This is a genomic window from Streptomyces sp. NPDC016562 (assembly GCF_043076955.1).
Taxonomy (GTDB): Bacteria; Actinomycetota; Actinomycetes; order Streptomycetales; family Streptomycetaceae; genus Streptomyces.
This window is the reverse complement of record NZ_JBIBRZ010000004.1, coordinates 406,915-431,496: the sequence shown is the minus strand read 5'-3', so window position 1 is coordinate 431,496 and position 24,582 is coordinate 406,915. Positions and strand designations below refer to the sequence as shown.

Sequence of the window (24,582 nt, the reverse complement as noted above, 5' to 3'; positions counted from 1 at the left end):
CACGGTGGTCACCACGCAGGACGTACGGCGGCTCGCGCTCGGCCTGCCCAGGACCGAGGAGCACCTGATCCGGGACCGGGTGAAGTTCCGGATCGGCTCCATCGTCTACCTCGCGCTGTCGCGGGACGAGACGGAACTGGGCTTCGCCTTCCCCAAGGAGGAGCGCGCGGCGCTGGTCGCCGCCGAGCCGGACAAGTTCTTCCTGCCCCGCGCGTCGGACCTGCGCTTCCACTGGGCCGAGGCGAGGCTGGCGGCCCTGGACCTGGACGAGCTGACGGAGCTGGTCACCGAGGCCTGGCGGCTGGTGGTGCCGGCCCGCGTGGCCCGCGACCACCTGGAACGGGCCGTCGTGCCGCCGCCTCCCCCGACCCCCACCCTGGCCGAACTGCGGGCCTCCGCCGAGGTGTTCCACGCGTTCCCGGGCGTGGACCGCAGCTGGCGGGCGCTGCGCGAGGAGACGGGACCGCGCCCGGACCTCTCCGACGCCGGACACCGCACCGCCCTGCACCGCTGGCTGAACTCCTGGGGCTGCCGCATCCGCTACCCGCGCGAGGGCGAGCCCGACGCGTTCGGCGCCGGCCTCGCCGCGTGGGCGGCGCGCCACCCGCTGCCCGACGCGCCCCTGGCCGCGCTCACCGCCCGCGAGATCTCCCGGTTCGCCAAGGCCTACGAGGCGCTGGCGGCCCTGCCCGTCGGGCGCCGCGGCCTCGGCCCGACCGCCGCGTCCAAGGCGCTGTACGCCCTGCGTCCCGACTCCGTCATGCCGTGGGACGCGGCCATCGCCGAGCGGCTCTACGGGGTCCGCGACGGCGCCGCCTTCGCCCGCCACCTCACGATCGGCCGGACCTGGGCCCGTGCGGCGCTCGCCGAGGCCGGCGGCCCGCCCGAGGCGGCCCTGTGCGCCGATCTCGGCCGGCCCGGCATCTCCCTGGCCAAGATCCTCGACGAACACCTCTACCTGACCATCACCTACCGAGCGAGGAAGTCCGCGACATGAGCAAGCTGACGTATGAAGAGGCGGCCGTCCGCGGCGCCCTGCTGCGGGTGACCTCGTACGAGATCGACCTCGACCTCACCCGGGGCGCGGACACCTTCCGCTCCACGACCCTCATCCGCTTCACGGCCGACACCGGAGCCGACGCCGACCCGGCTCCGGTCACCTTCGCCGACCTGCTCGCCGAGCGGGTCCACGAGATCACCCTCAACGGGCGGCCGCTCGACCCGGACGCCGTCTACCGCGACGAGCGCCTGGCCCTGGACGGGCTGGCCGCCGAGAACGAGCTGCGGGTCGTGGCGGACTGCGCCTACACCAACACCGGCGCGGGCCTGCACCGTTCGGTGGACCCGGTCGACGGCAGGGTCTACCTCTTCACCCACTTCGAGGTGCAGGAGGCCCGGCGCGTCTTCACCACCTTCGAACAGCCCGACCTGAAGGCGCCCTTCACCTTCACCGTGACGGCGCCCGCGGGCTGGACGGTCTTCTCCGCGTCCCCGACGCCCGCTCCCGAGCCGTCGGCGGACGGCGCCCACGCCGTCTGGCGGTTCGCGCCGACGCCCCCGCTGCCCACCTACCTGACCTCGATCGCGGCCGGCGAGTACCACGTCGTCGGCGACACCTACACCTCCGCGTCCGGGCAGGAGGTCCCGCTGCGGGTGGCGGCCCGCGCCTCGGTCGCCGAACACCTCGACGCCGCGGAGATATTCGAGATCACCAAGCGCGGTCTCGACTACTACCTGGACGTCTTCGGCTCCGACTTCCCGTTCGCCAAGTACGACCAGATCTTCGTGCCCGAGTACAACCTCAGCGCCATGGAGAACGCGGCGACCGTGATCCTGCGCGAGACCTTCGTCTTCCGGTCCAAGGTCACCGACGCCGTCCGCCACCGGCGGGCCGCGACGATCCTGCACGAACTGGCCCACATGTGGTTCGGCGACCTGGTGACCATGCGCTGGTGGGACGACATCTGGCTCAAGGAGACCTTCGCCACCTACATGTCGGTGCGCGCCCAGGTCGCCACCACGCGCTGGAGCGACTCGTGGACCGGCTTCGCCAACGCCGACAAGGCCAACGCCTACCGGCAGGACCAGCTGCCCTCCACCCACCCCGTCTACAGCCCGGCCGGTGACATCGAGCAGGCCCTGGAGAACTTCGACCACATCACCTACTACAAGGGCGCCTCCGCCATCAAACAGCTGGTCACCTGGGTCGGGGACGAGCAGTTCTTCGAGGGCATGCGCAAGTACTTCGCCGCGCACGCCTGGGGCAACAGCACCCTCGCCGACCTGCTCGGCGCACTGGAGCAGGCCTCCGGCCGCGACCTGGGCGCCTGGTCGCGCGAGTGGCTCTCGCAGGCGGGCGTGAACACCCTGCGCCCGCAGTACACCGTGGACGCGGACGGCGCGTTCACCTCGTTCGCCGTGCTCCAGGAGGCGACCGAGGAGCACCCCACCCTGCGCTCGCACCGGCTGGCCGTCGGCCTCTACTCCCGGGGGGAGCGCGGCCTGGAGCGGGTCGGCCGCGTCGAGGTGGACGTGACGGGCGCCCGCACCGAGGTGCCCGAACTCATCGGCACGCGGCGGCCCGATGTGGTCCTGCTCAACGACGACGACCTCACCTACGCCCTCATCCGGCTCGACGAGCACTCGCTGGGCGCCCTGCTCGGCTCGGCCGCCGGTATCGGGGACTTCACCGAGGGCCTGCCGAGGGCCCTGAGCTGGGCCGCCGCCTGGGACATGGTGCGCGCCGGCGAACTGGCCGCCCGCGACTACATCCGCCTGGTCCTGGCGGGCGTGGACAGCGAGAGCGACACCGAGGTCGTCCAGAGCCTGCACGCCTCCCTGCTGACCGCCCTCGACCAGTACGTGGCCCCCGAGGCGCGGACGCGGCTCACCGACACCGTGGCCGAGGCGGCCCGCCGGCGCCTGAGCACCTCACCGCCCGGCAGCGACGTCCAGCTCTCCTGGGCGCTGCTCTTCGCCCGGGTCGCCCAGCGGCCCGAGGACCTGGCGCTGATCGCGGACCTGCGCGCGGGCGAGGCCACCGTCGAGGGCCTGGCGGTCGACGTCGAGCTGCGCTGGGCCCTGCTCGCCGCGCTCGTACGGGCGGGCCAGGCGGGTCCTGCGGAGATCGAGGCCGAGCGGGAGCTCGACGGCACCACGACGGGCGCCGAGAACGCCGCCGGGGCGCTGGCCGCCATGCCGGACGCGCGGGCCACGGCCGAGGCCTGGGAGGCCGCCGTACACGGCACGGTGAGCAACGGCACCCAACGCGCCCTGATCGGCGGGACCTTCAGCCCGATCGGCCTCGGCGTGGTCCAGAGCGGCCGGCGCGATCTGCTGCGCGAGCACACCGAGCGCTACTTCGCCGAGATCGGCGAGGTCTGGGCCGGGCGTTCCGCGGAGGTGGCGCGCACCGTGGTGGTCGGGCTCTACCCCCGCCTGCTGGTCGAGCAGGAGACCGTCGACCGCACCGACGCCTACCTCGCGGAGGCCGCGCCCGCCCCGGCGCTGCGGCGCCTGCTGATCGAGGGACGCGACGAGGTGATCCGGTCGTTGCGCGCCCAGCGGGTGGACGCCGCCGCGGCCGCCGCACCCGCCGCGCAAGGCATGGCCGCTTAAGGCCTAGCGCAGGGCCCGCGCGGCCGGGGGCGCGGGCGCCTGGGCGCGGGCCTGCGGCGCCGGGTCGCCCTCCGTCGGGTCGGGCTGGTTCAGGGCGAAGGCCCGGGCCAGCGGCGGCATCCCGTACTGACCGGGCAGGTCGGAGTGTTCGAGCAGGCCCGCGTCGAGGAGGCGTTCGAGGAGGTCCTCCACCGGCTGGGCGGACCGCTCGACCAGGACGGCCAGGGCGTCCGTGGACTCGTACACGACGTTGTCCACCGAGGGCGGGCCGTCGCTGCCCGCGAACTGCCGCAGCATCAGGCGGGCCCACGGGGTCAGGCCCTTGTAGGCGGCGTCCAGGCGCAGGGTCATGGCGTCGTCCCCGGCCCGCAGCCGGGTCAGGAAGCGGCCGGCCTCCCGCGCCCCCTCGCCGATCAGGTCCGTCACCGCGTCCTGGAGCATCCACTCGGGACGGGCGGCGATCCGCCGGCCCGCCAGGTTCAGGGCGAGCGGGAGATCGCCGCAGGCGTCGGCCAGCCGCAGGCAGGCGCGCGGTTCGGCGCCGACACGCTCGCGGCCCAGGAGCTGGACGAGGAGCTCCATCGACTCGTCCCGGTCCAGTACGGGCATCAGGATCCGGCTCGTTCCGTCGAGGCCCAGCAGCCGGGACCGGCTGGTGAGGACGATGCGGCTCTCGGGGGCGGCGACGAGCAGGTCCCGTACCTGGCGCTCGTGCTGCACGCCGTCGAGGACCACGAGCAGCCGCCGCCGGTTCAGCAGCGAGCGGTACAGGCCGATCCGCTGCCCGGGGTCGTTCGGTATGCGTTCGGCGGGGATGCCGAGGGCCTCCAGGAAGCCGCCCGCGATCCCGGCGGCGTCCTTGCGGCCGTCGGCGGCCGGGTCCAGGTTCGCGTAGAGCTGACCGTCCGGAAGGCTCGCCGCCAGCTCGTGGGCGAGCCGCAGTGCGAACGCCGACTTGCCCGCGCCGACCTGCCCGCTGATCAGCAGCGGGGCGGCCGGGCGCTGTTCGCCGTAGCTGGGCGCGGTCAGGGCCCGGGCCTGCTGGATCAGCTCGCCGCGGCCCACCAAGGGGTGCGGCTCCATGGGCAGTTGCGCCGGAGGGGGCAGCAGGGCACGTACGTCGGCGGCGCGCAGTTCGTTCTCCTGGTGCTGCTGGACGGCCTTGGCCGCCGGGCGGGTGGTGCCGTCGTCGCCTTCGGCGCGGGCCGCCTCGTGCCAGCGGCGCTCCCAGGTGGCGCGGTCGCCGCCGCAGGCCTCCGCGAAGGCGAGGGCCACTTGGAGGGTCGGGAGGCGGTAGCCGGCGGCCGCGTCGGAGAGCACCGACGCGGAGAACATGGCCCGGGTGGCCATGTCGCGGTAGCCGGGACTGCCGGCCGCGGTCCGCAGCCTGCGCAACTCCCGGGCGAACGCGGTGACTGGTCCGGCATCGGGGGCCAGCGGTCTCTCCAGTCTTCCCACACTCTGCTCCTTTGGCACTCGCTCTGTGTGCTGGCTGCTGTGGCCTGCCCGTGAACTGTCCGCCCGGCCCTTCCCGATCTGCTACCGGATGCTTACCGCGCGCGAGGGGAAGCCCCTATGATCCGATTGACATGGCCTGGCCAGGGGCCGTGTTTATTGGGGGTGGATGTCCGATGCCGGGGGCGGATACGGAATCCGGGGAGAGACGCAGGGTGGTTGCAGTGGGAGGTCACCTGCGCTTCAACGTCCTCGGATCCCTTGAGGGATGGGTGGACCAGTCGAGGCTCAGGCTGGGGGGAGCGATTCAGGAACGCGTCCTCTGCATGCTGCTGCTCGAATCGGGGCGGGTGGTGCCCGTCGCCCGGCTGGTGGAGGCGACCTGGGAGAAGGACCCGCCCGCGACGGCGGCGCACCAGGTGCGCAAGGCCGTCGCGGACCTGCGCCGGCGGATGCCGGCCGGCAGTGCGGTGATCGCCACCGACGGGCCCGGATACCGCGTGGTGGTGGCGGACGACCAGGTTGACCTCCTGGAGTTCGACGCCCTGACCAAGGCGGCCGCGCAGGCCGTGCGGGAGGGCCGGCCGGCCGAGGCCGCCGACGCCCTGCGGAGCGCCCTCGCGCTGTGGCGCGGCTCCGTCCTGTCGGGCGCGGGGGGACCGGTCATCGAGGCGGCGGCGACCGCGCTGGAGGAGCGCCGGCTGGCCGCGGCCGAGCAGCTCTTCGACCTGTGCCTGTCCCTGGGCGAGAGCGGCGAGCTCATCTCCGGCCTGCGTGAACTGATCACCCAGCACCCGCTGCGGGAGACGCTGCGCGGCCAGCTGATGCTCGCCCTGTACCGCTCGGGACGGCAGGCCGAGGCGCTCAAGGAGTACGGGGAGGTGCGCGAGCTGCTCGTCGACGAGCTCGGCATCGACCCGGGGCCGCGGCTGGCCCGGCTGTACGAGGCGATCCTGCGCGACAGCCCCGAGCTGGCGGCTCCCGAGCGGCCGGCCGCCGTCCACGCGGCGCAGGCGGGAGCGGCGCCCGTACATCCGGCGCCGGCGGGACCGGCTCCCGTGCGCACGGCCTTCGCGGGCCCGGCGCTCGGGGGACCGGCGGCCGCGGGACCGGCGCCCCTACGCACGGCACCCGGGCGGGGGACCCTCGTACGGCCGGCGCCCGGGCCCGGGGTACCCGTACGGGAAGGGGACGCGGGCACGGATCCCGAGCCCTTCCCGCACGCCGTTCCCGAGCCGCCGCGGCGCGAAGAGCGGGAACAGCGGGAGCCGGAGGCGGCGCAGCAGGCGGAGCCGCGGGCCGCGGCGCCCGCACCGGCCGAGGCCCCGTGCACCCTGCCGTACGACCTGCCCGACTTCACGGGCCGCGCCAAGGAACTGGCCGAACTGTTCGACTACGTCCAGGACGAGAGCCGGGCCGGGGACCGGTACTCCCGGATCGTGGCCATCGACGGCATGGGCGGCATGGGCAAGACCACCCTCGCGGTGCGGGCCGCCCACCGCCTGGCCGGCTGGTATCCCGACGGCCAGCTCCACATCGACCTGCACGGATTCACGCCGGGCGGCATGCCCGTCTCGCCGGCAGGCGCGCTCGACAGCCTGCTGCGGACCATGGGCACCCCCGGCGACCGCATCCCGGAGGACCTGGAGGGACGCACGGCCCTGTGGCGGGCGAAGCTCGACGGCCGGCGGGTGCTGCTCCTGCTCGACAACGCCGTCGACGCCGCGCAGATCCGGCCACTGCTGCCGGCCTCCCCCGGCTGCCTGGTGCTCATCACGAGCCGGGGAAGGCTGCTGGACCTCGACGGCGTGGAGTGGGTGTCCATCGGGATGATGGAGCCCGAGGACAGCACCAGCCTGATGACCGAGACCCTCGGTCTGAACCGGGTGGCCGCCGAGCCGGCGGCCTCCGCCGAACTGGCCGAGCTGTGCGGCCACCTGCCGCTGGCCCTGCGGATCGCGACGGCCCGGCTGCGCAACCGGCCGCGCTGGACCGTCCGTTACCTCGTCGAGCGGCTGCGCGACGAGACGCGCCGGATGGACGAGCTGAGCTCGGGCGAGCGCAGCGTCGCGGCGACCCTGCGGCTGTCCTACCTGGCGATGGACGAGGAGTACCGCACCGCGTTCCGCATCCTGAGCCTGTACCCGTGCGCCGGTACCGACGTGTACGCGGCGGCCGCGCTCCTCGGCACCCCCCTGCGGGACGCCGAGGACGCCCTGGAGTTCCTGCTCGACGTCCACCTGGTCCAGCAGCCCGACATCGGCCTGTACACCTTCCACGACCTGGTGCGCAGCTTCGCCCAGAGCCTGCGGGGACCGGCGACGGCGGACGACGACGCGGCGGCGGTCGAACGGCTGCTCGGCTACTACATGACGACCTCGGACGAGGCCTGCGAGGTGCTGTTCCCCGGCCGCGAGGCCCGCCCCACCGGCATCGCGCGCTACCTGGGCGAGCGGCCGTCGTTCAGGAACGCCGACCAGGCCGTGAGCTGGTTCGACCGGGAACAGGCCGGGCTGCTGGCGGCCGTGTCCCTCGCCGAGCGCTGCGGCCACGACCGGTACGCGGCCTGCCTCAGCCGCAATCTCGGCTTCCACCTGCACGCGCAGGGACAGCTCGACGAGTTCTGGAGCGTGGGGCACCTCGCCGTCGCCGCGTCCCGCCGCCTCGACGATCCGGCGCTCCTCGGCATCAGCCTGGCCAACCTGGGCGCCGCCTGCTGGAAGCTGGGACGCTTCGAGGAGGGACTGGGGGTGGCCAGGGAGGCGCGCGACACGGCGATACGCGCCGGAGACCGCCACACCGAGGCGAACAGCGAATCGACCATCGGGCTGCTGCTGTCGATGCTCGGGCGGTACGGGGAGGCGCTCCCGCTCCTCCAGCGGTCCGTCGCCATGGCCAGGGAACTGGGCAACCCGCGCGCGGAGGCCGAGACCCTGACCACGCTCAGCACGCTGTACGAGCGCTGGGGGCGCTATCCGGAGGCGGCCGCCGCCGCCCGCCAGGCCCTGGAGATCGACCGCGACCTCGGCTACCGCAGCAACGAGATCGCGGCCCTGACGGACCTGGCCTTCGCCCAGGTGGGCCTCGGGGAGTTCACCGAGGCGCACGAGAGTCTCCAGCGCGCCCGTGACCTGTGCGACGAGACCAGGTCGCCGGGGGACGTCGCCCTGGTCCTGGCCCTGTCCGCCCGGGTCGCGGAGCAGCGGGGCGACAGCGCGCAGGCGCGCACGTTCGCGGAGCGCGCCCTGGCGCTCGGCCGTACGAGCGGCGCCCCGATCCGGCTCGCGAAGGTCGTGAACGTCCTCGGCCAACTCCACATGACCTGGGGGGAACACGAGGCGGCGCTGAACCTGCACGCCCACGCCTACAAGGTCGCGGCGCCGATGAGCTTCCGTGCCGAGGAGGCCTGCGCGCTGGTGGGGCTCGGCTGGGCGGCCGAAGCGCTCGGCGACGTGGAGGCGGCCGCAGGTCACCGGCGTGCGGCGGAGACGTTATTCGACCTCATGGGCCTGCCGGCGCACCGCCGGACGTACTGACCCGCCAACGCCACGTGCCCCGCACCGGACGGACGGTGCGGGGCACGTGCGCGTGGGGTGCGCGGCGAGCGGCCGGACTACTGGCCGGTGACCGGGGACGGGGCCGGGGAGGGGAGTCCCGGGCCCTTGTCGTCCGCGACCACCTGGTACCCGGAGGGCTGACCGGCGTCCGTCGCCTGGACCGTCACACCGACCCCGATCGCCAGGGCCGCCGCGATGATCCCGATCAGTCCAGCCAGCTTGCTGCGCATTGTGTGGAACCCCCTGGTCGTGTTTCCGCTGTGCGGCCCCGTGTGGTGCGGCGGCCGCTCTCGACAAGACACAGACTGGCCGAGGCCCTTACCGGACCGTTCCCCTCTCGATCCCGCCCCCGATCCCGTTGGTTTCCCGGGTCGGGGAAGCACTGCGGACGCGCCGTTCCCGGTCCGGTTCCGTGGCCGCCGCGATCCGCGATCCCCGCGCGCTGACCAGCACGTCCGTCCGCGTGGCCCCCGACTTGTACCCGGCCAGATCCAGCAGGGCCCGCACCGTCGCACGGATCTGGGCCCGGTCCGCCTCGGGAAGCGGCGCCGCGTCCCGCTCGGGGGTGATGTCGGCGACCAGGTGCATGCCGTCGACCGTCAGCGTCTCCACACGGAACTTGGCTCCCGTCAAAAGCTCTTCGACGAGGTAGGGGGCCGCGTGCCGGGCGGCGGTCACCTGGTGCGCCCACCGTTCGAGACCGGGACGGTCGTGCACCGGTACGGTCCACCAACAGCCCGTCTCGTCGGCCGACTTGATGACGACGGGCAAGGGGAAGTCCGCCGCGACCGCGAGCGCCTCCGCGACGGACCGCGCCTCCCGTGCGCGCACGGCCGAGGTCCGGCTCTCGTTGAGGATGCGCCGCACCGCCACCGGGTCCGGCAGCCGGTCCGCCGGCTCGTCCCCGCCCGGGGAGAGCTCCCGCAGCACCTCCTCGGCGGCCGCCGCCACACCCTGGCCCAGGCCCCTCCCGAGATCCCCCGCGAGGTACAGGACGTGCCCGATCCCGTGCCGGACGACCGTGTCCGTCAGCAGGGCGCGCAGCGCCGCCGCGTCGTCGAACTCCACCCGCAGGAGCCGCTGCGCGGGCAGCTCGGGGGGAAGCCGGGCCTCCGGCGGCCACCCGGCGAGATCGGACACCACCCAGACGTGCAGGCCCGCCACCACCGCGGCTCGTACGAGCCCGGGTCCGGGCCTGACCAGCACGACCCGCTCCGCGGCCTGTCTGATGTTCACAGCACTCTCCTCCATCGTGTCCCACGATGCTCGCGCCGTGCCTTCCCGGTTCCTTCCCGGCGCGGTACCGGAAAGATGTACGGTCCCGGCATCCCCCGTATGGCCCGGTCGCGGGGCCGCCCGGCGCCCCGTGTCGGACAGTGGGGGAAGGCACCAGCCCAGGGGGGCGAGATCACGCCGGAGGCGCACTGACATGGGACTGTTCGACTTCCTGAAGTCCGACAAGAAGTCCGACCAGAAGAAGGCACACGAGGTCGCCGAAAAGGCGAAGGAGGAGATGCGGCAGCAGGCCGGAGGCGGGCGCGGCGCCGCGTCGGCCCCCCGCGGCGCCGGCGAGCGCGCGGCCGCCGCGGCCCCGCCGAGGCCCGCGAGTCCGACGCCCCGGTCGGCCGCGCACAAGGCCGTTCCGGTGGCCCCCAAGACCGCCCCCGGGCCGCCCAAGCCCGCCGCGGCCTCCCCGACGCCCGTCCTGCCGCACACCCCGTCCCCGGCGTCGGCCGCGCACAAGGCCGTTCCGGCGGCGCCGGCCCCCGCGCCCGGCGCCGCGGCCAAGAAGCGCACGTACACGGTGAGGGCCGGCGACACGCTCGCCGCGATCGCCCGCAGCGAGCTCGGCAACGAGGCCCGCTGGCGCGAGCTCTACGCCGTCAACAGGCGCCTCATCGGCTCCAACCCCAACCTGATCCGGCCGGGCATGGTCCTGACCCTCCCGGGCTGAACCGGCCCGCACGCACGCGAAGGGCCCGGATCCGGCAGGATCCGGGCCCTTCGCGCTACGAAGCGGGGGGCGCGTCGCTCAGCGCTGGGTGCCGTCCGAAGACGACGGACCGGGCTTCGGCCGGGCCTCGCGCTCCTTCTCCTCCAGCTCGTCCTCGAAGCTCGCCGGCGCGGCGTCGCGCGAGGACAGCTCCGTGGCCGCCGGGGGTTCGACCAGCCAGTCCGGGTTCGACTGCCGGTCCCACCACTTCCACGCCGCGAAGGCCGCGCCCGCCACCACGCCGACCACCGCGGTACCGCGCAGCACCCGGCCGAGGCGTGCGCGCCGCTCATGGCGCCGCACCAGCTTCTGGATCTCCTTGGCCGACACCTGTCCGCGCAGCGCGGCCAGCGCCGCGGCGGACCGCGCCGCGGCCTCCCCCGCCATCGGGGTGGCGGCCGCGATCGCGCTCTCGATGCGCGGCTGCGTGTACTCGGCGGCCTGCCGCGCCGCCTGGCGCGTCTGCTTGACGGCCTTGGTCGCCGCACGGTCCACGTTCGGCGGCACGTGCGTGCGCGCGGCCCTGAGCCGCGGATGCAGGTGGCTGTCGTAGGTCGTACGGGCCTGGCGCGCGGCCTCGTTGGCCGCGTGCGAGAGCTTGGGGGCGAGCAGTTCGTTCATCTCGTGCGCGTAGTGCGCCATGGCGTCCTTGGCGGTCCCTGCGTACGGTGCCACCACTTCCGACGCGTGCCGCGCGGTCTCCTTGGCGCTTTCGGCTGCCGCGAGCACGCTGTCCTTGCGGGTCACAGGATTCCTCCTTCTCGGTGGCGGACACAGTTCACCTTTCCACCCTTTGTCGGATCATGCCTGCCACCGCGCTGAGTGGCATGCGTGACAGGGCATACGGGTGGAGGATTTCTGTGCTGTGGAGCGCTCCGTGCGACCATCTGGACCGACAGTGATGACTATGGAAGGCAGACCCGTGGCCGAGAAGCTCTACGCCACCTTGAAGACGAGCCGGGGCGACATCCAGATCGAGCTTCTGGAGAACTTCGCTCCGAAGACCGTCCGGAACTTCGTCGAGCTCGCCACCGGCGCCCGCGAGTGGACCCGTCCCACCGACGGCCAGAAGACCACGGACCCGCTGTACGACGGCACCGTCTTCCACCGTGTCATCAGCGGCTTCATGATCCAGGGCGGCGACCCGCTCGGCAACGGCACCGGCGGCCCCGGCTACCGGTTCGCGGACGAGTTCCACCCCGACCTGGCCTTCACCAAGCCCTACCTGCTCGCCATGGCCAACGCGGGCCCGGGCACCAACGGCTCGCAGTTCTTCATCACCGTCGCCCCCACCGCCTGGCTGACGCGCAAGCACACCATCTTCGGCGAGGTCACCGACCCGGCCAGCCAGAAGGTCGTGGACGCCATCGCCGCCAGCGCCACCAACCCGCGCACCGAGCGCCCCGTCGACGACGTGATCATCCAGTCCGTCGTCATCGAGAGGCGCTGACGGCCCCGGGACCCGTCCCGCGACCCCGCCCCCGCCCGCTCCCCGGGAACCTTCCGCCCCGCCCGTCCGTCCTGCATGCGTACCCCGTGCGGGGCCGAGCCGGACCGGCGGGGCGCACCCTTTGCCGCGCCGCTGATCGAGGGGACCGATGGACACCGACCGTCTGCCGGGCTGCTACCGCCACCCGGACCGCGACACGGGGATCCGCTGCACCCGCTGCGAGCGCCCCATCTGCCCCGAGTGCATGATCAGCGCCTCGGTCGGCTTCCAGTGCCCCGCATGCGTCCGCGCGGGCTCCGGCACCGGTCACTCCCCGGCCGCCAACGCGCCGCGCACCCTCGCCGGCGGGGTGGTCGCGGCCGATCCGCACCTGCTGACCAAGACCCTGATCGGGATCAACGTCGCGGTGTTCCTCGCCGCCCTGGCCGCCCCGGCGCTCGCGGTCCGGCTGGCGCTGCTCGGCCGGTACGTCGAGTTCCTCGGCGCCCCCGTCGAAGGGGTGTCCACAGGCGAGTACTACCGCCTCCTGACTTCGGTATTCCTGCACACCGAGTGGTGGCACGTCATCAGCAACATGATCGGCCTGTGGGTGATCGGCGGCCCGCTGGAGGCGGCGCTGGGCCGCAGCCGCTACCTCGCCGTCTACCTGCTCTCGGGCCTGGGCGGCAGCGCCCTGGTCTACCTGCTGACCGAGCCGTACGCCGCGACCCTCGGCGCGTCCGGCGCCGTCTTCGGCCTGCTCGGGGCCACCGTCGTGCTGGCCCGGCGGCTGCGGTACGAGATGCGGCCGGTGATCACCATGGTCGTGCTGATGCTGGTGCTGACCTTCGTGCCGATCGGCGGCCACTTCACCGTGTCCTGGCAGGCCCACGTGGGCGGCCTGATCACCGGGGCCCTGGTGGGCCTGGGCATGCTCACGCCCGCCACCGGCAGGAATCGCACAGTCATCCAAGGAGTGACCTGTGCGGGCGTGTTCCTGCTGGCAGCGGCCGTGATCCTGCTCCGTACGGCGGAACTCACCTGATCACACCGGCGTCAACTCTCCACAGGGTTATCCACAGATCTTCTGTCTTTTCCTCAGCTGTGGATGACGCTGTGGATAACTCATGGGGAGAGCTTCCGTCAGAGGCCGGAGCGTGCTACTTCCACTGCGTGGAAACGCCGAATCCCGCGGCGATGAAGCCGAAACCGACCACGATGTTCCAATTGCCCAGGGCCTCGATCGGCAGCTGGGTCTCGGTCACGTAGAAGACGACGATCCACGCGAGTCCGATCAGGAAGAACGCCAGCATGACCGGGGCGACCCAGCTGCGGTTCGTCAGCCGGATGGCCTGCGGCTGCCGCGTCGGCGGCGGCGTGTAGTCGTCCTTCTTGCGGATACGTGACTTCGGCACGAGGGGCTCTCCTGTCGATGCGCTGGGGACCTTGCCTGCCCCGGGCGTCCGTTAGCGTAGTGGACCTGTGGCGTAGAAGGAGAAGGGTACGTTGAGCAATTCCGACGACTCCTCCGCGGGTCCCCGTCGCCGGGCCAGACCGGTCCGGCTGCTGAGCGCCGCCGTCTTCGCCCTGGCCGGGCTGCTCTTCGTCACCAGTTTCAACACGTCCAAGGGTACGAACATCCGCACGGACGCCTCGCTCCTGAAGCTGTCGGACCTCATCGAGGAGCGCAGCCAGAACAACGCGGCGCTGGAGGAGAGCACCGGAGCGGTCCGCAGCCGGGTGGACGCCCTCGCCGAGCGCGACGACGGCAGCACCAAGGCCGAGGACGCCCGGCTGGCCGCCCTGCGCAAGGCCTCGGGCACCGAGGAGCTCTCCGGCAAGGGCCTGACCGTGACCCTCAACGACGCCCCGCCGAACGCCACCGCCCGCATCCCCAACGTGCCCGAGCCCCAGCCCAACGACCTGGTGATCCACCAGCAGGACCTCCAGGCCGTGGTGAACGCCCTCTGGCAGGGCGGCGCCCAGGGCATCCAGGTCATGGACCAGCGGCTGATCTCCACCAGCGCGGTCCGCTGCGTGGGCAACACCCTGATCCTCCAGGGCCGCGTCTACTCGCCGCCGTACAAGGTGTCGGCGGTCGGCGACCCGGGCGCGCTGCGCAGGGCCATGGCCGCGTCGACGGCCCTGCAGAACTACCAGCTGTACGTGAACGCGTACGGGCTCGGCTGGAAAGTGGACGAGCACAAGGCGCTGACACTTCCCGCCTACTCCGGCACAGTGGACCTCCACTATGCGAAGCCGGTGGCAGCCACCCCGTGAACGGGCCCGTCCCGATGTCGTCCTGCGCCTGGTGGTACGGACGTTCAGCGAGGTGTGCCTGACGGCCGGCACGCTGATCGTGCTGTTCGTGGCCTACGTCCTGCTGTGGACCGGGGTCAAGGCCGACCGGGCCATGGACGGCGAGATGGACCGGCTGCGCGACCGCTGGGCGGCGGCGGACCGGGCGAGCGCGCCGCAGCCGGCGCCCGCGCGGCCCACGCCCCCGGCCGGGCCGGCGCCCGAGGCCGGGCCGGCGCCCGGGGAGCGCTACCCCGCCGGCCGCGCCTTCGCCGAGATGTACATCCCGCGCTTCGGCCCCGGCTGGAACAAGCCCGTCCTGGAGGGCACCGACCCCGAGGTGCTGAAGAAGGGCCTGGGCCACTACGCCGCCACCGCCCGCCTCGGCGCGCCCGGGAACTTCTCGGTGGCGGGCCACCGCCGCACCTACGGAGACCCCTTCAAGGACTTCCCGCAGCTGCGCGAGGGGGACGAGGTGATCCTCAAGGACGCGAGCGCCTGGTACACGTACACGGTCCGCGGCGGGCCCGTGCGCACGCTGCCGACCGACACCGGGGTGGTCGACCCGGTCCCGCGCACGTCGCCGTTCACCGCCCCCGGCCGCTACCTGACCCTGACGACCTGCGACCCGGAATGGGGCCACAGCCACCGGCTGGTCGTCTGGGCGGAGCTGACCGGGACGCGCACCGTGGGACAGGGCCGGCCGGACGGTTCGTCCGGGTGAGCCACCCCGCCGGGCCGCTGCCTTTAGTCTGTTCGCGTACCGCTCCTGCGGTGCGTGGGACGATCGTGGACGGAAAAGGGAAACGGACGGCATGTACGGCTGGATCTGGCGGCATCTGCCGGGCAACGCGTGGGTACGCGCGCTGATCTCACTCGTACTGGTCCTCGCGGTGGTCTACGTGCTCTTCCAGTACGTCTTCCCGTGGGCCGAGCCGCTCCTTCCGTTCAATGACGTGACGGTGGACGAGGGATCGGGAGCCACTCCGTGAGCGCGCGCATTCTGGTTGTGGACAACTACGACAGCTTTGTCTTCAACCTGGTCCAGTACCTCTACCAGCTCGGCGCCGAGTGCGAGGTGCTGCGCAACGACGAGGTCGAGCTGTCACACGCGCAGGACGGCTTCGACGGCGTGCTGCTGTCCCCCGGCCCCGGCACGCCGGAGGAGGCGGGCGTCTGCGTCGACATGGTCCGGCACTGCGCCCGCACGGGCGTCCCCGTCTTCGGCGTGTGCCTCGGCATGCAGTCGATGGCGGTCGCCTACGGAGGGGTCGTGGGCCGGGCGCCCGAGCTGCTGCACGGCAAGACCTCGCCGGTGGTCCACGAGGGCCTGGGCGTGTTCGAGGGCCTGCCCTCCCCCTTCACCGCGACCCGCTACCACTCCCTGGCGGCCGAGCCGCAGACCCTGCCCGACGTGCTGGAGGTCACCGCGCGGACCGAGGACGGGATCATCATGGGCCTGCGGCACCGGGAGCACGACGTCGAGGGCGTGCAGTTCCACCCCGAGTCGGTGCTGACCGAGTGGGGCCACCGGATGCTCGCGAACTGGCTCGTCCGGTGCGGTGACGCGGGCGCCGTGGAACGCTCGGTGGGGCTGGCCCCGGTGGTGGGCAAGGCCGTCGCGTGACCGCGATCGCGCCGTCCGTGCCCACGGAGGGCCGGGCCGCGCGACGCAGGGCAGCTCAGGAGGCCGCGAAACGGGCCGCCAAGGCCGGCCGCAGACGGGGCGGCCGGCGGCGCAGGCGGCCCGCCTCCGGCGGCCCGGTGGTCATCGCGAGCCGGCTGGCCGGAGAACTGTTCATCACGCTGGGCCTGGTGATGCTGCTGTTCGTCGCCTATCAGCTCTGGTACACGAACCTGCTGGCCGAGCGGACGGCGAACGGGGCGGCGGGCTCGCTGCGCCAGACCTGGGAGCGGGATCCCGGCGGCGGGGGCGCCGCGCCCGCCCCGACGGCCTTCGAGCCGGGCCAGGGCTTCGCGATCCTCTACATCCCGAAGCTGGACGTGAAGGTCCCGGTCGCGGAGGGCATCAGCAAGCCGAAGGTGCTGGACCGGGGGATGGTCGGGCACTACGGCGAGGGCGCGCTGAAGACGGCGATGCCGGCCGACCCCCAGGGCAACTTCGCGGTGGCGGGACACCGCAACACCCACGGCGAGCCGTTCCGCTTCATCAACCGGCTGGTGCCCGGGGATCCGGTGGTCGTCGAGACCCGGGACGCGTACTACACGTACGAGATGACCTCGGCGCTGGCGCAGACCTCGCCGGCGAACGTGTCCGTGATCAAGCCGGTGCCGGAGGGCTCGGGGTTCACCGGGCCCGGCCGGTACATCACGCTGACGACCTGCACCCCGGAGTTCACCAGCACCTACCGGATGATCGTATGGGGCAGGATGACCGATGAACGCCCCCGCAGCCAGGGCCCGCCGCCCGCGCTGACCAGCCCGTAGCCGCTCTAAGGACGCATCAGCAGTGTCTCGTTCCCGCCGCCGCGCCGCGGCCCCGCCCGCCGGCAGCCGCAGTGTGCTCGCCGGGTTCCTGAGCCTGCTGGGCGAGGTCCTGATCACCGTGGGCCTGGTCCTCGGCCTGTTCGTCGTCTACTCGCTGTGGTGGACCAACGTGCTCGCCGACCGGCAGGCGTCGGCGCGCGGCGACGAGATCCGCCAGCAGTGGCGGGCACCGGCGCCCGCTCCGGCGGAGCCGGGGGCGCTGGACACGGCGGGCGGCGTCGGCTTCCTGCACGTGCCGGCGATGAAGAACGGCGAGGTGCTGGTCAAGGCGGGGACGACGCCGGGCGTGCTCGACGACGGGGTGGCCGGGTACTACACGGAGCCGGTGAAGTCGGCCCTGCCGTGGGACCCGAAGGGGAACTTCTCGCTCGCGGCGCACCGGGACGGGCACGGGGCGAAGTTCCACAACATCGACAAGGTGAAGAACGGCGACGCGATCGTCTTCGAGACGCGCGACACCTGGTACGTCTACAAGGTCTTCGCGGAGCTGCGCCAGACCTCGAAGTACAACACGGACGTGATCAACCCGGTCCCGAAGGAATCGGGCAGGACCGCCGAGGGCCGCTACATCACCCTGACCACGTGCACCCCGGTCTACACGTCGAAGTACCGGTACGTGGTGTGGGGCGAGCTGGTCCGGACGGAAAAGGTCGACGCGAAGCGCACGCCTCCGGCGGAACTGCGCTAACGCAGCACCTGAAGCCGGACCCCGGCGCTCCACGCCTCCAGAAGCCCCCTGTGAACGGCCGTGACCCCTCCCTGGGCCGAGATGGCCAACGCCTCCCGCGTAAACGCGCACGTGGCCACGTAGAGGGCCACATCGGCCCGGTGGAGGACCTTGGACGCGCCGAGGACCCCATCGGCGGTCCGTGCGGTGCGGTGTTTGAGAGTGACAAGTTGTCACTCTCAAAATCCCGCAGTTCCGAACCCCGGAGCACGGCCAGGCCGTTGGCTGCGAGGTCCTCGGAAAAAGGTCCGGCCCCTCTCCCAGGAGAGGGGCCGGACCGTATGGGCTGCGGGCCGGGCCGGAGGCTAGCGGCGGCCGTTGCCGCCCGTCAGGCCCGCGATGAGGCCGCCGTCCTGCTGGCCCGCCGTCGTCCAGACGTTGACCGACTGGCCCGAGACGCCGGGGGTGTTCGGCGGCGGGTCGCAGGCCGCCACGAGCGCGTTGTCGTCCGTCGGGCCGGTGACGATCCCGAGCTTCAGGTTGGCGCGCTTGAGGTCGTCCTTGTACTGGCCCAGGGTCTTGCCGACGAAGCTCGGGACGGCCGTCGCCTGCGCGACCTTGGCGATGGTGATGTTGACCGTCTTGCCCACTTCGAGCTGCTGGCCCGCCGCGTACTGCTGGAGGACGACCGTGCCGGGGGCGGCGCCGGGCTGCTCGGCCTCCGTCACGCTGCCGAGCTTGAGCTTGGCGTCGGTGAGGGCCTTGACCGCCTCGTCCTTCGTCTTGCCCTTGAGCTCGGGGACCTCCGCCTTGGACAGTTCCTTGGCGACGGTCAGCGTGATCATGCTGTTCTTCTCCGCCTCGCTGCCCGCCTTCGGGTTCTGGTCGATGACGGTCCCGGGCGTGCGGTCGGACTCCTGGAGCTTGCGGTCGACCTGGAAGCCCTTGTCCTTCAGCGCCCGCTCCGCGTCCTCGTACTTCATGTTGAGCACGTCGAGGACGGGGATCTTCTGGGCGCCCGAGGAGATCGTCACCGTGACCGTGGAACCCTCGTCGACCTTGGTGTCGGCCACCGGGTCCTGCTTGCAGACGGTGCCCTTGGGCTGGTCGTCGCAGGGGGCGTCGCCGCCCTTGACCACCTTCAGGCCCACGTTGTCGCCGCTCTTCTGCGCCTGCTCCAGGGTCTGCCCGAGGAACTTGGGCACCGAGGGCCGGTTGTCGGCGCCTCCGCTGAAGAGGGAGCGGCCGATGAGGATCGCGCCGACGAGGACGAGCACGCCGGCCGCCACGAGCAGGACCGTGGAGGCCTTGCTCTTCTTCTGCTGGCGCCGGTGCGGGCCCTGGTCGTAGCCGCCGTGCCCCTGGTCGCCGTAGCCGTAGCCGCCGTCGCCCGGGGGCATCGGCGGCATCATCGAGGTCTGGCCGGCGTCGGTGGTGCGCAGGGCGGTGGTGGGCTGGTCGTAGCCCGGCTGCCCGTAGCCGTGGTTCTGGTCGGGGTAGCCGTAGCCGCCCGCGCTCATGGTGGCGGCGACGGGCTGGCCGTCGAGGCAGGCCTCGATGTCGGCGCGCATCTCGTCGGCCGACTGGTAGCGGTAGTCGGGGTCCTTGACCAGTGCCTTGAGGACGATCGCGTCCATCTCGGGCGTGATCTCGGGGTCGAAGTTCGACGGCGGCTGCGGTTCTTCCCGTACGTGCTGGTAGGCGACGGCCACGGGGGAGTCGCCGACGAACGGGGGCCGGACGCTGAGGAGCTCGTAGAGCAGGCAGCCCGCGGAGTAGAGGTCGGAGCGCGCGTCGACCTGCTCGCCCTTGGCCTGCTCCGGGGAGAGGTACTGGGCGGTGCCGATGACGGCCGCGGTCTGCGTCATGGTCATGCCGGAGTCGCCCATGGCGCGGGCGATGCCGAAGTCCATGACCTTGACCTGGCCGGTGCGGGTCAGCATCACGTTGGCGGGCTTGATGTCGCGGTGCACGATGCCGGCGCGGTGCGAGTACTCCAGGGCCTGGAGGATGCCGATGCACATCTCCAGGGTGCGCTCGGGCAGCAGTTTGCGGCCCGAGTGCAGCAGCTCGCGCAGGGTGGATCCGTCGACGTACTCCATCACGATGTACGGGATGGAGATGTTGTCGACGTAGTCCTCGCCGGTGTCGTAGACGGCGACGATCGCCGGGTGGTTCAGCGACGCGGCGGACTGGGCCTCGCGACGGAACCGGGCCTGGAAGGACGGGTCACGGGCGAGGTCGGCACGCAGGGTCTTGACGGCGACGGTACGGCCGAGCCGGGTGTCGTGGGCGAGGTAGACCTCGGCCATGCCACCGCGGCCGAGCACGTGGCTCAGCTCGTACCGGCCGCCGAGGCGACGCGGCTCTTCCATAACGTTGCAGCCCTCTCCGTCAGTCCCGACCGCACCTGTGTGTGGTCCGGCGGTGTGCTGTTCGCGCAAAGGCTACCGGCCGATCGTCCGTGATCGGTTCGTGGCCACAGCCTGATACTGGACCGGTACCGTACGCTCGGATCCGGGCGGGATCAGTGACATGGATCACTGCGCTCCGGTCCGTTATCCGTTGGTTACTGCTGGCCCTTGAGCACCGCTTGCATGACGGCCTTCGCGACGGGCGCGGCCAGTCCGCCACCGCTGATGTCCTCGCGTTCCGCTTCGCTGTCCTCGATGACGACGGCGACGGCGACGGGCGAGGTGCCGTCCGGGCTCTCGGCGTAGGAGATGAACCAGGCGTACGGGCGCTTCTTGTTGCCCTCGCCGTGCTGCGCGGTGCCGGTCTTGCCGCCGACCTTCACGTCCTTGATCTTGGCCTTGCCGCCGGTTCCGTTCTCGACGACGTTGACCATCATCTGCTGGACCTTCTGCGCGTTGGCGGCGGAGAGGGGCCGGCTCATCTCCTGCGGGGAGTGCTTCTCGATGACGTCCAGGTTGGGGGCGGTGAGCTGGTCCACCATGTAAGGCTTCATCAGCTTGCCGTCGTTGGCGATCGCGGCGGTGACCATGGCCATCTGGAGCGGGGTGGCGGCGGTGTTGAACTGCCCGATGGAGCTCAGGGCGTTGCCGTCCTTGGCCATCTTCTTGTCGTAGATGCTGGCGAACGCGCGGACCGGGATGTCGATCTTGTCGTTGTTGAAGCCGAACTTCTCGGCCGTCTCCACCATCTTGTCGCGGGTGACCTTGTCGCCCAGGTTCGCGAAGACGGAGTTGCAGGACACGCGCAGGGCCTCGTTGAGGCTGGCCTTCTCGCAGCCCTTGGCGTGGTTCTCCATCACGGTCCTGGTGCCGGGCAGGAAGTAGGGCTCGGGGGTGTCCGTCGGGTCGTCGATCTCCTTGACCACGCCGTGTTCCAGGGCGGCGGCCGCGGTGACCACCTTGAAGGTGGAGCCGGGGGGGTAGGTCTCGCGCAGGGCGCGGTTGACGAGGTTCTTGTCCTCGCTGTCCTTCAGCTCGACCCAGGCCTTCTCGTCGTCCTTGGAGTTGCCGGCGAAGCGGGAGGGGTCGTACGAGGGGGTGGAGACCAGCGCGAGGATGGCGCCGGTGCGCGGGTCGATCGCGGCGACCGCGCCCTTGTTGGAGCCGAGCGCGTCGAAGGCGGCCTTCTGGGCGGCGGGGTTGAGCGTGGTGACGACGTTGCCGCCGGCCTTCTTCTCCCCGGTGAACATGCCGATGGTGCGGTCGAAGAAGAGCCGGTCGTCGTTGCCGGTCAGGATGCCGTCTTCGAGGGATTCGAGCTGGGTGGAGCCGAAGGCCTGCGAGGCGTACCCGGTGACGGGGGCCCACAGCTGGCCGTCCTTGTAGGTCCGCTTGTACTTGTAGTCGCTGCCGTTGGTGACCGCGGAGCCGGTGATCGGCTCGCCCGCGACGATGATGTTGCCGCGCTCGGTGGCGTACTGGGCGATCTGGACCCGGCGGTTCTCCTTGCGCGTGCTGAGTTCCTCCGCCTGGACGTACTGGAGCCAGTTGGTGCGGATCAGCAGGGCGAGGACGAGCAGCCCGCAGAACAGCGAGATGCGGCGCAGGGGCTTGTTCATGACGGGCGGACCACCTGGGTCATCTCGGAGTCGGGGGACGGGGCGGGGGCCGGGGCCGGGCGGCGTGCGGTGTCGCTGATCCGGATGAGGATGGCGATGAGGATCCAGTTCGCGAGGACGGAGGAGCCGCCGGACGCGAGGAACGGCATGGTCATGCCGGTGAGGGGGATCAGGCCCATGACTCCGCCGGCGACGACGAAGATCTGGAGCGCGAAGGCTCCGGAGAGGCCGATCGCGAAGAGCTTGCCGAAGGGGTCGCGGGCGGCGAGGGCGGTGCGCACGCCCCGCTCGATGATGAGCCCGTAGATCAGCAGGAAGGCCATCACCCCGGCGAGGCCCAGTTCCTCGCCGACGGTGGAGAAGATGAAGTCGGAGTTCGCGGCGAAGCCGATCAGGTCGGAGTTGCCCTGGCCCCATCCGGCACCCAGGACGCCGCCGGAGCCGAAGCTCATGATCGACTGGCCGACCTGCTCGCAGGCGCCCGAGGTGGCGTAGCAGTCGAAGGGGTCGAGCCAGGCGGTGACGCGGGCCTTGACGTGGCTGGCGGTGGCGCCGACGACGGTGGCGCCGCCGACCGACATGAGCAGGCCGATGACGATCCAGCTGGTGCGCTCGGTGGCCACGTACAGCATGATCACGAACATGCCGAAGAAGAGCAGCGAGGTGCCGAGGTCGTTCTCGAAGACCAGGACGAGCAGGCTCATCGCCCAGATCATCAGGATCGGGCCGAGGTCGCGGCCGCGCGGCAGGTAGAGGCCCATGAAGCGGCGGCTGGCGAGCGCGAGCGCGTCCCGCTTCACCATGAGGTAACCGGCGAAGAAGATCGCGATCACGATCTTCGCGAACTCCCCCGGCTGGATGGAGAAGCCGCCCACGCTGATCCAGATCTTGGCACCGAAGACGTCGGCGCCCAGGCCCGGTACGACGGGCAGGATCAGCAGGATCAGCGCGCCGGCCATGGAGATGTACGTGAAGCGCTGCAGGACGCGGTGGTCCTTGAGGACCAGCAGGACGCCCGCGAACAGGGCGATGGCCAGGGCCGTGTACATCATCTGGCGCGGCGCGGAGGGGGTGAAGGCGCCGAAGGACCGCTTGGCGAGGTTCTGCAGCCGCTCGGACTGGTCCAGGCGCCAGATCAGGACGAGGCCCAGCCCGTTGAGGAGGGTGGCCAGCGGCAGCAGCAGCGGGTCGGCGTACTTGGCGTACCGGCGTACGACGGCGTGCGCGATCCCGGCGAGGGCGCCCAGGCCGAGGCCGTAGGTGAGCATGCCGGGGGGCAGCTTCCCGTGGATCGACAGGCCCACGTTGGCGTAGGCGAAGATCGGGATGACCACGGCGAACGCGAGCAGCAGGAGCTCGGTGTTCCGCCGGCTCGGCAGCTCGATGGCGCCGATGGTGGTCGTGTTGGTGACAACGCTCATGGTGTGGCAGGCCCCCTGTGCCCGCGGGTGTCTACTGCTTGCCGCACAGGCTGACCACTTGCTGCTCCGCGGGAGTCAGGGTGGAGCCCGGTGTCTGGTTCTGCGCCTCGGCGTTGCGGCGCTCTTCGTCCTTCTTGCAGGCGGACACCTGGACGCCGAGCTCGTCGATCTTCTCGCGGGCGGCGTCGAAGCTGCCTTCGCTGATGGTGGCCTCGACCAGCTTGCGCTTGAAGGGCGGCAGGTACTTCAGTTCGATGTCGGGGCGGTCGGTCTCCACCTTGGAGAGCTCCAGCGGGCCCAGCTTCTGGCTGATCCCGCGGAAGAGCGCCACGTGCTCGCCCTTGACGCCGACGTAGTACTGGGTCTGCGTCCAGCGCCAGCCCGCGTAGCAACCGCCGCCGATGACGCCGGCGACGAGGAGCAGGAGCAGCGTGCGGGTGGTCCACTTGCGCCCTTTGCCGCGGCGCCGACGGGGGTGGTCGTACGTGTCCTCGTAACCCGCGTCGCCGTCGTAGCCCTCGGCTTCGCCGAAGCTGCCGTACGCGCCGCCCTGGCCCTGGTCGCCGTACCCGTAGCCGGGTGCGTCGCCGCTGCCGGGGGGCCCGAAGGCGCCCGCGGGCGGGGGGGCCTGGCGGCCGAGGCCGGAGGCGCGGCCGGCCGGGGTCTGCATGGCGTTGCCGCCGTCGAAGAGCTGGTGCTGGTTCTCGGCGACCGCACCGACGACCACCGGGGTGTCGTTGACCTGGGCGGCGAGGGTGTCGCCGCTGTCGGTGTCGAGGACGTCGGCGACGATGCAGGTGATGTTGTCGGGTCCGCCGCCGCGCAGGGCGAGCTGGATCAGCGACTGCACGGTCTCGCGGGGGCCGTGGTAGTCGGCGAGGGTCTCCTCCAGGGTCTGGTGGGAGACGACGCCGGACAGCCCGTCGGAGCAGATCAGGTAGCGGTCGCCGGCGCGGACCTCGCGGATGGAGAGGTCGGGTTCGACGATGTCGCCGCTCCCGAGCGCGCGCATGAGGAGCGAGCGCTGCGGGTGGGTGGTGGCTTCCTCTTCGGTGATGCGGCCCTCGTCGACGAGGCGCTGCACCCAGGTGTGGTCCTGGGTGATCTGCGTGAGGACGCCGTCGCGGAGCAGGTAGGCGCGGGAGTCGCCGACGTGGACGAGGCCGAGGCGCTGGCCGGTCCACAGCAGGGCGGTCAGGGTGGTGCCCATGCCTTCGAGCTGGGGGTCCTCCTCGACCATGACGCGCAGCTGGTCGTTGGCGCGCTGCACGGCCGTGGCGAGGGAGGTGAGGATGTCGGAGCCCGGGACGTCGTCGTCGAGCTGCACGAGGGTGGAGATCACCTCGGAGCTCGCGACCTCGCCGGCGGCCTGGCCTCCCATGCCGTCGGCGATCGCGAGGAGACGGGGACCGGCGTAACCGGAGTCCTCGTTCCCCTCACGGATCATGCCCTTGTGGGATCCGGCGGCGAACCGCAGGGACAGACTCATGCGCACCTGCCCTGTCGACGAAGCTTCCTCCGGGTACAACCGGTCTCGAGCCACACTGCCCACCCTCCGGTCGGGAGCGCGCTCGGGTCCGTGCCCTCGGTGGGACGGATCGCC

At 72.0% G+C, this 24,582-nt stretch carries 20 protein-coding genes and 1 pseudogene; 12 read left to right on the top strand and 9 right to left on the bottom strand.

Annotated features, from left to right (window positions below):
- Positions 1-4 precede the first annotated feature (4 nt).
- Positions 5-997 (top strand): MmcQ/YjbR family DNA-binding protein, encoded by a 993-nt coding sequence (locus ACF059_RS20490; protein ID WP_392059087.1) that lies wholly within the window; start codon positions 5-7, stop codon positions 995-997.
- The gene (pepN, locus tag ACF059_RS20485; RefSeq protein WP_392059085.1) at positions 994-3,618 is read left to right on the top strand and encodes an aminopeptidase N; all 2,625 of its coding nucleotides are present in this window, start codon (positions 994-996) and stop codon (positions 3,616-3,618) included. The genes ACF059_RS20490 and pepN overlap by 4 nt, the downstream gene beginning before the upstream one ends.
- A 3-nt stretch (positions 3,619-3,621) precedes the next feature.
- Here the strand turns inward: pepN and ACF059_RS20480 are convergent, their stop codons facing one another.
- Positions 3,622-5,076 carry an NB-ARC domain-containing protein gene (locus ACF059_RS20480; RefSeq protein ID WP_392059082.1) on the bottom strand — a complete coding sequence of 485 codons (1,455 nt, stop codon included), beginning with the start codon at positions 5,074-5,076 and terminating at the stop codon, positions 3,622-3,624.
- Between the two features lie 173 nt (positions 5,077-5,249).
- Between ACF059_RS20480 and ACF059_RS20475 the strand changes: the two genes are divergently transcribed.
- On the top strand, positions 5,250-8,609 hold the full coding sequence (locus ACF059_RS20475) for a BTAD domain-containing putative transcriptional regulator (RefSeq protein WP_392059079.1): 3,360 nt from the start codon (positions 5,250-5,252) through the stop codon (positions 8,607-8,609).
- Positions 8,610-8,686: 77 nt separating this feature from the next.
- Here the strand turns inward: ACF059_RS20475 and ACF059_RS20470 are convergent, their stop codons facing one another.
- Both ACF059_RS20470 and ACF059_RS20465 read right to left on the bottom strand, forming a co-directional pair.
- Positions 8,687-8,860, bottom strand: coding sequence for a hypothetical protein (locus ACF059_RS20470; RefSeq protein ID WP_392059078.1), 174 nt, complete (start codon positions 8,858-8,860; stop codon positions 8,687-8,689).
- Positions 8,861-8,948: 88 nt separating this feature from the next.
- Positions 8,949-9,866, bottom strand: coding sequence for a hypothetical protein (locus ACF059_RS20465; RefSeq protein WP_392059075.1), 918 nt, complete (start codon positions 9,864-9,866; stop codon positions 8,949-8,951).
- Between the two features lie 193 nt (positions 9,867-10,059).
- Here ACF059_RS20465 and ACF059_RS20460 point away from each other — a divergent pair, with 193 nt between their 5' ends.
- Positions 10,060-10,584 (top strand): LysM peptidoglycan-binding domain-containing protein, encoded by a 525-nt coding sequence (locus tag ACF059_RS20460; protein WP_392059073.1) that lies wholly within the window; start codon positions 10,060-10,062, stop codon positions 10,582-10,584.
- A gap of 78 nt (positions 10,585-10,662) precedes the next feature.
- Here ACF059_RS20460 and ACF059_RS20455 read toward each other — a convergent pair whose 3' ends face one another.
- Positions 10,663-11,370: a DUF5324 family protein gene (locus ACF059_RS20455; protein ID WP_392059072.1), complete on the bottom strand. Its 708-nt coding sequence runs from the start codon at positions 11,368-11,370 to the stop codon at positions 10,663-10,665.
- A 175-nt stretch (positions 11,371-11,545) separates the two neighbouring features.
- Between ACF059_RS20455 and ACF059_RS20450 the strand changes: the two genes are divergently transcribed.
- Positions 11,546-12,073, top strand: a complete 528-nt coding sequence (locus tag ACF059_RS20450; RefSeq protein WP_366866209.1) for a peptidylprolyl isomerase — start codon at positions 11,546-11,548, stop codon at positions 12,071-12,073.
- A gap of 148 nt (positions 12,074-12,221) precedes the next feature.
- Complete coding sequence (locus ACF059_RS20445; RefSeq protein ID WP_392059069.1) at positions 12,222-13,097, top strand: rhomboid family intramembrane serine protease; 876 nt, start codon at positions 12,222-12,224, stop codon at positions 13,095-13,097.
- A 115-nt stretch (positions 13,098-13,212) separates the two neighbouring features.
- On the opposite strand, the gene crgA is transcribed toward ACF059_RS20445, so the two are convergent.
- Positions 13,213-13,467, bottom strand: coding sequence for a cell division protein CrgA (gene crgA, locus ACF059_RS20440; protein WP_319721979.1), 255 nt, complete (start codon positions 13,465-13,467; stop codon positions 13,213-13,215).
- Positions 13,468-13,558: 91 nt separating this feature from the next.
- Between crgA and ACF059_RS20435 the strand changes: the two genes are divergently transcribed.
- The 6 genes and pseudogenes from ACF059_RS20435 (at position 13,559) to ACF059_RS20410 (ending at position 17,546) form a co-directional block, all read left to right on the top strand.
- Complete coding sequence (locus tag ACF059_RS20435) at positions 13,559-14,332, top strand: DUF881 domain-containing protein (protein ID WP_392059066.1); 774 nt, start codon at positions 13,559-13,561, stop codon at positions 14,330-14,332.
- Complete coding sequence (locus tag ACF059_RS20430; protein ID WP_392059064.1) at positions 14,304-15,074, top strand: class E sortase; 771 nt, start codon at positions 14,304-14,306, stop codon at positions 15,072-15,074. The genes ACF059_RS20435 and ACF059_RS20430 overlap by 29 nt, the downstream gene beginning before the upstream one ends.
- Before the next feature lie 91 nt (positions 15,075-15,165).
- Entirely contained in the window at positions 15,166-15,342 is a 177-nt protein-coding gene (locus ACF059_RS20425; protein WP_185902496.1) for a hypothetical protein, read from the top strand.
- Entirely contained in the window at positions 15,339-15,977 is a 639-nt protein-coding gene (locus ACF059_RS20420; RefSeq protein WP_366866070.1) for an aminodeoxychorismate/anthranilate synthase component II, read from the top strand. The genes ACF059_RS20425 and ACF059_RS20420 overlap by 4 nt, the downstream gene beginning before the upstream one ends.
- Positions 15,944-16,798: pseudogene (locus ACF059_RS20415) on the top strand (class E sortase); the annotation flags it as partial. The gene ACF059_RS20420 and the pseudogene ACF059_RS20415, both read left to right, overlap by 34 nt.
- A 22-nt stretch (positions 16,799-16,820) precedes the next feature.
- Complete coding sequence (locus ACF059_RS20410; protein ID WP_366866069.1) at positions 16,821-17,546, top strand: class E sortase; 726 nt, start codon at positions 16,821-16,823, stop codon at positions 17,544-17,546.
- A gap of 344 nt (positions 17,547-17,890) precedes the next feature.
- Here the strand turns inward: ACF059_RS20410 and pknB are convergent, their stop codons facing one another.
- From pknB to ACF059_RS20390, 4 genes are all read right to left on the bottom strand, one after another.
- Positions 17,891-19,900, bottom strand: coding sequence for a Stk1 family PASTA domain-containing Ser/Thr kinase (gene pknB / locus ACF059_RS20405; protein WP_392059059.1), 2,010 nt, complete (start codon positions 19,898-19,900; stop codon positions 17,891-17,893).
- A 194-nt stretch (positions 19,901-20,094) separates the two neighbouring features.
- A complete protein-coding gene (locus ACF059_RS20400) occupies positions 20,095-21,558 on the bottom strand; it encodes a peptidoglycan D,D-transpeptidase FtsI family protein (RefSeq protein ID WP_392059056.1) in 1,464 nt (487 codons plus the stop codon).
- The gene (locus ACF059_RS20395; RefSeq protein ID WP_392059053.1) at positions 21,555-22,979 is read right to left on the bottom strand and encodes an FtsW/RodA/SpoVE family cell cycle protein; all 1,425 of its coding nucleotides are present in this window, start codon (positions 22,977-22,979) and stop codon (positions 21,555-21,557) included. The genes ACF059_RS20400 and ACF059_RS20395 overlap by 4 nt, the downstream gene beginning before the upstream one ends.
- 31 nt (positions 22,980-23,010) lie before the next feature.
- Positions 23,011-24,468 (bottom strand): PP2C family serine/threonine-protein phosphatase, encoded by a 1,458-nt coding sequence (locus ACF059_RS20390; RefSeq protein WP_366866064.1) that lies wholly within the window; start codon positions 24,466-24,468, stop codon positions 23,011-23,013.
- Positions 24,469-24,582 lie beyond the last annotated feature (114 nt).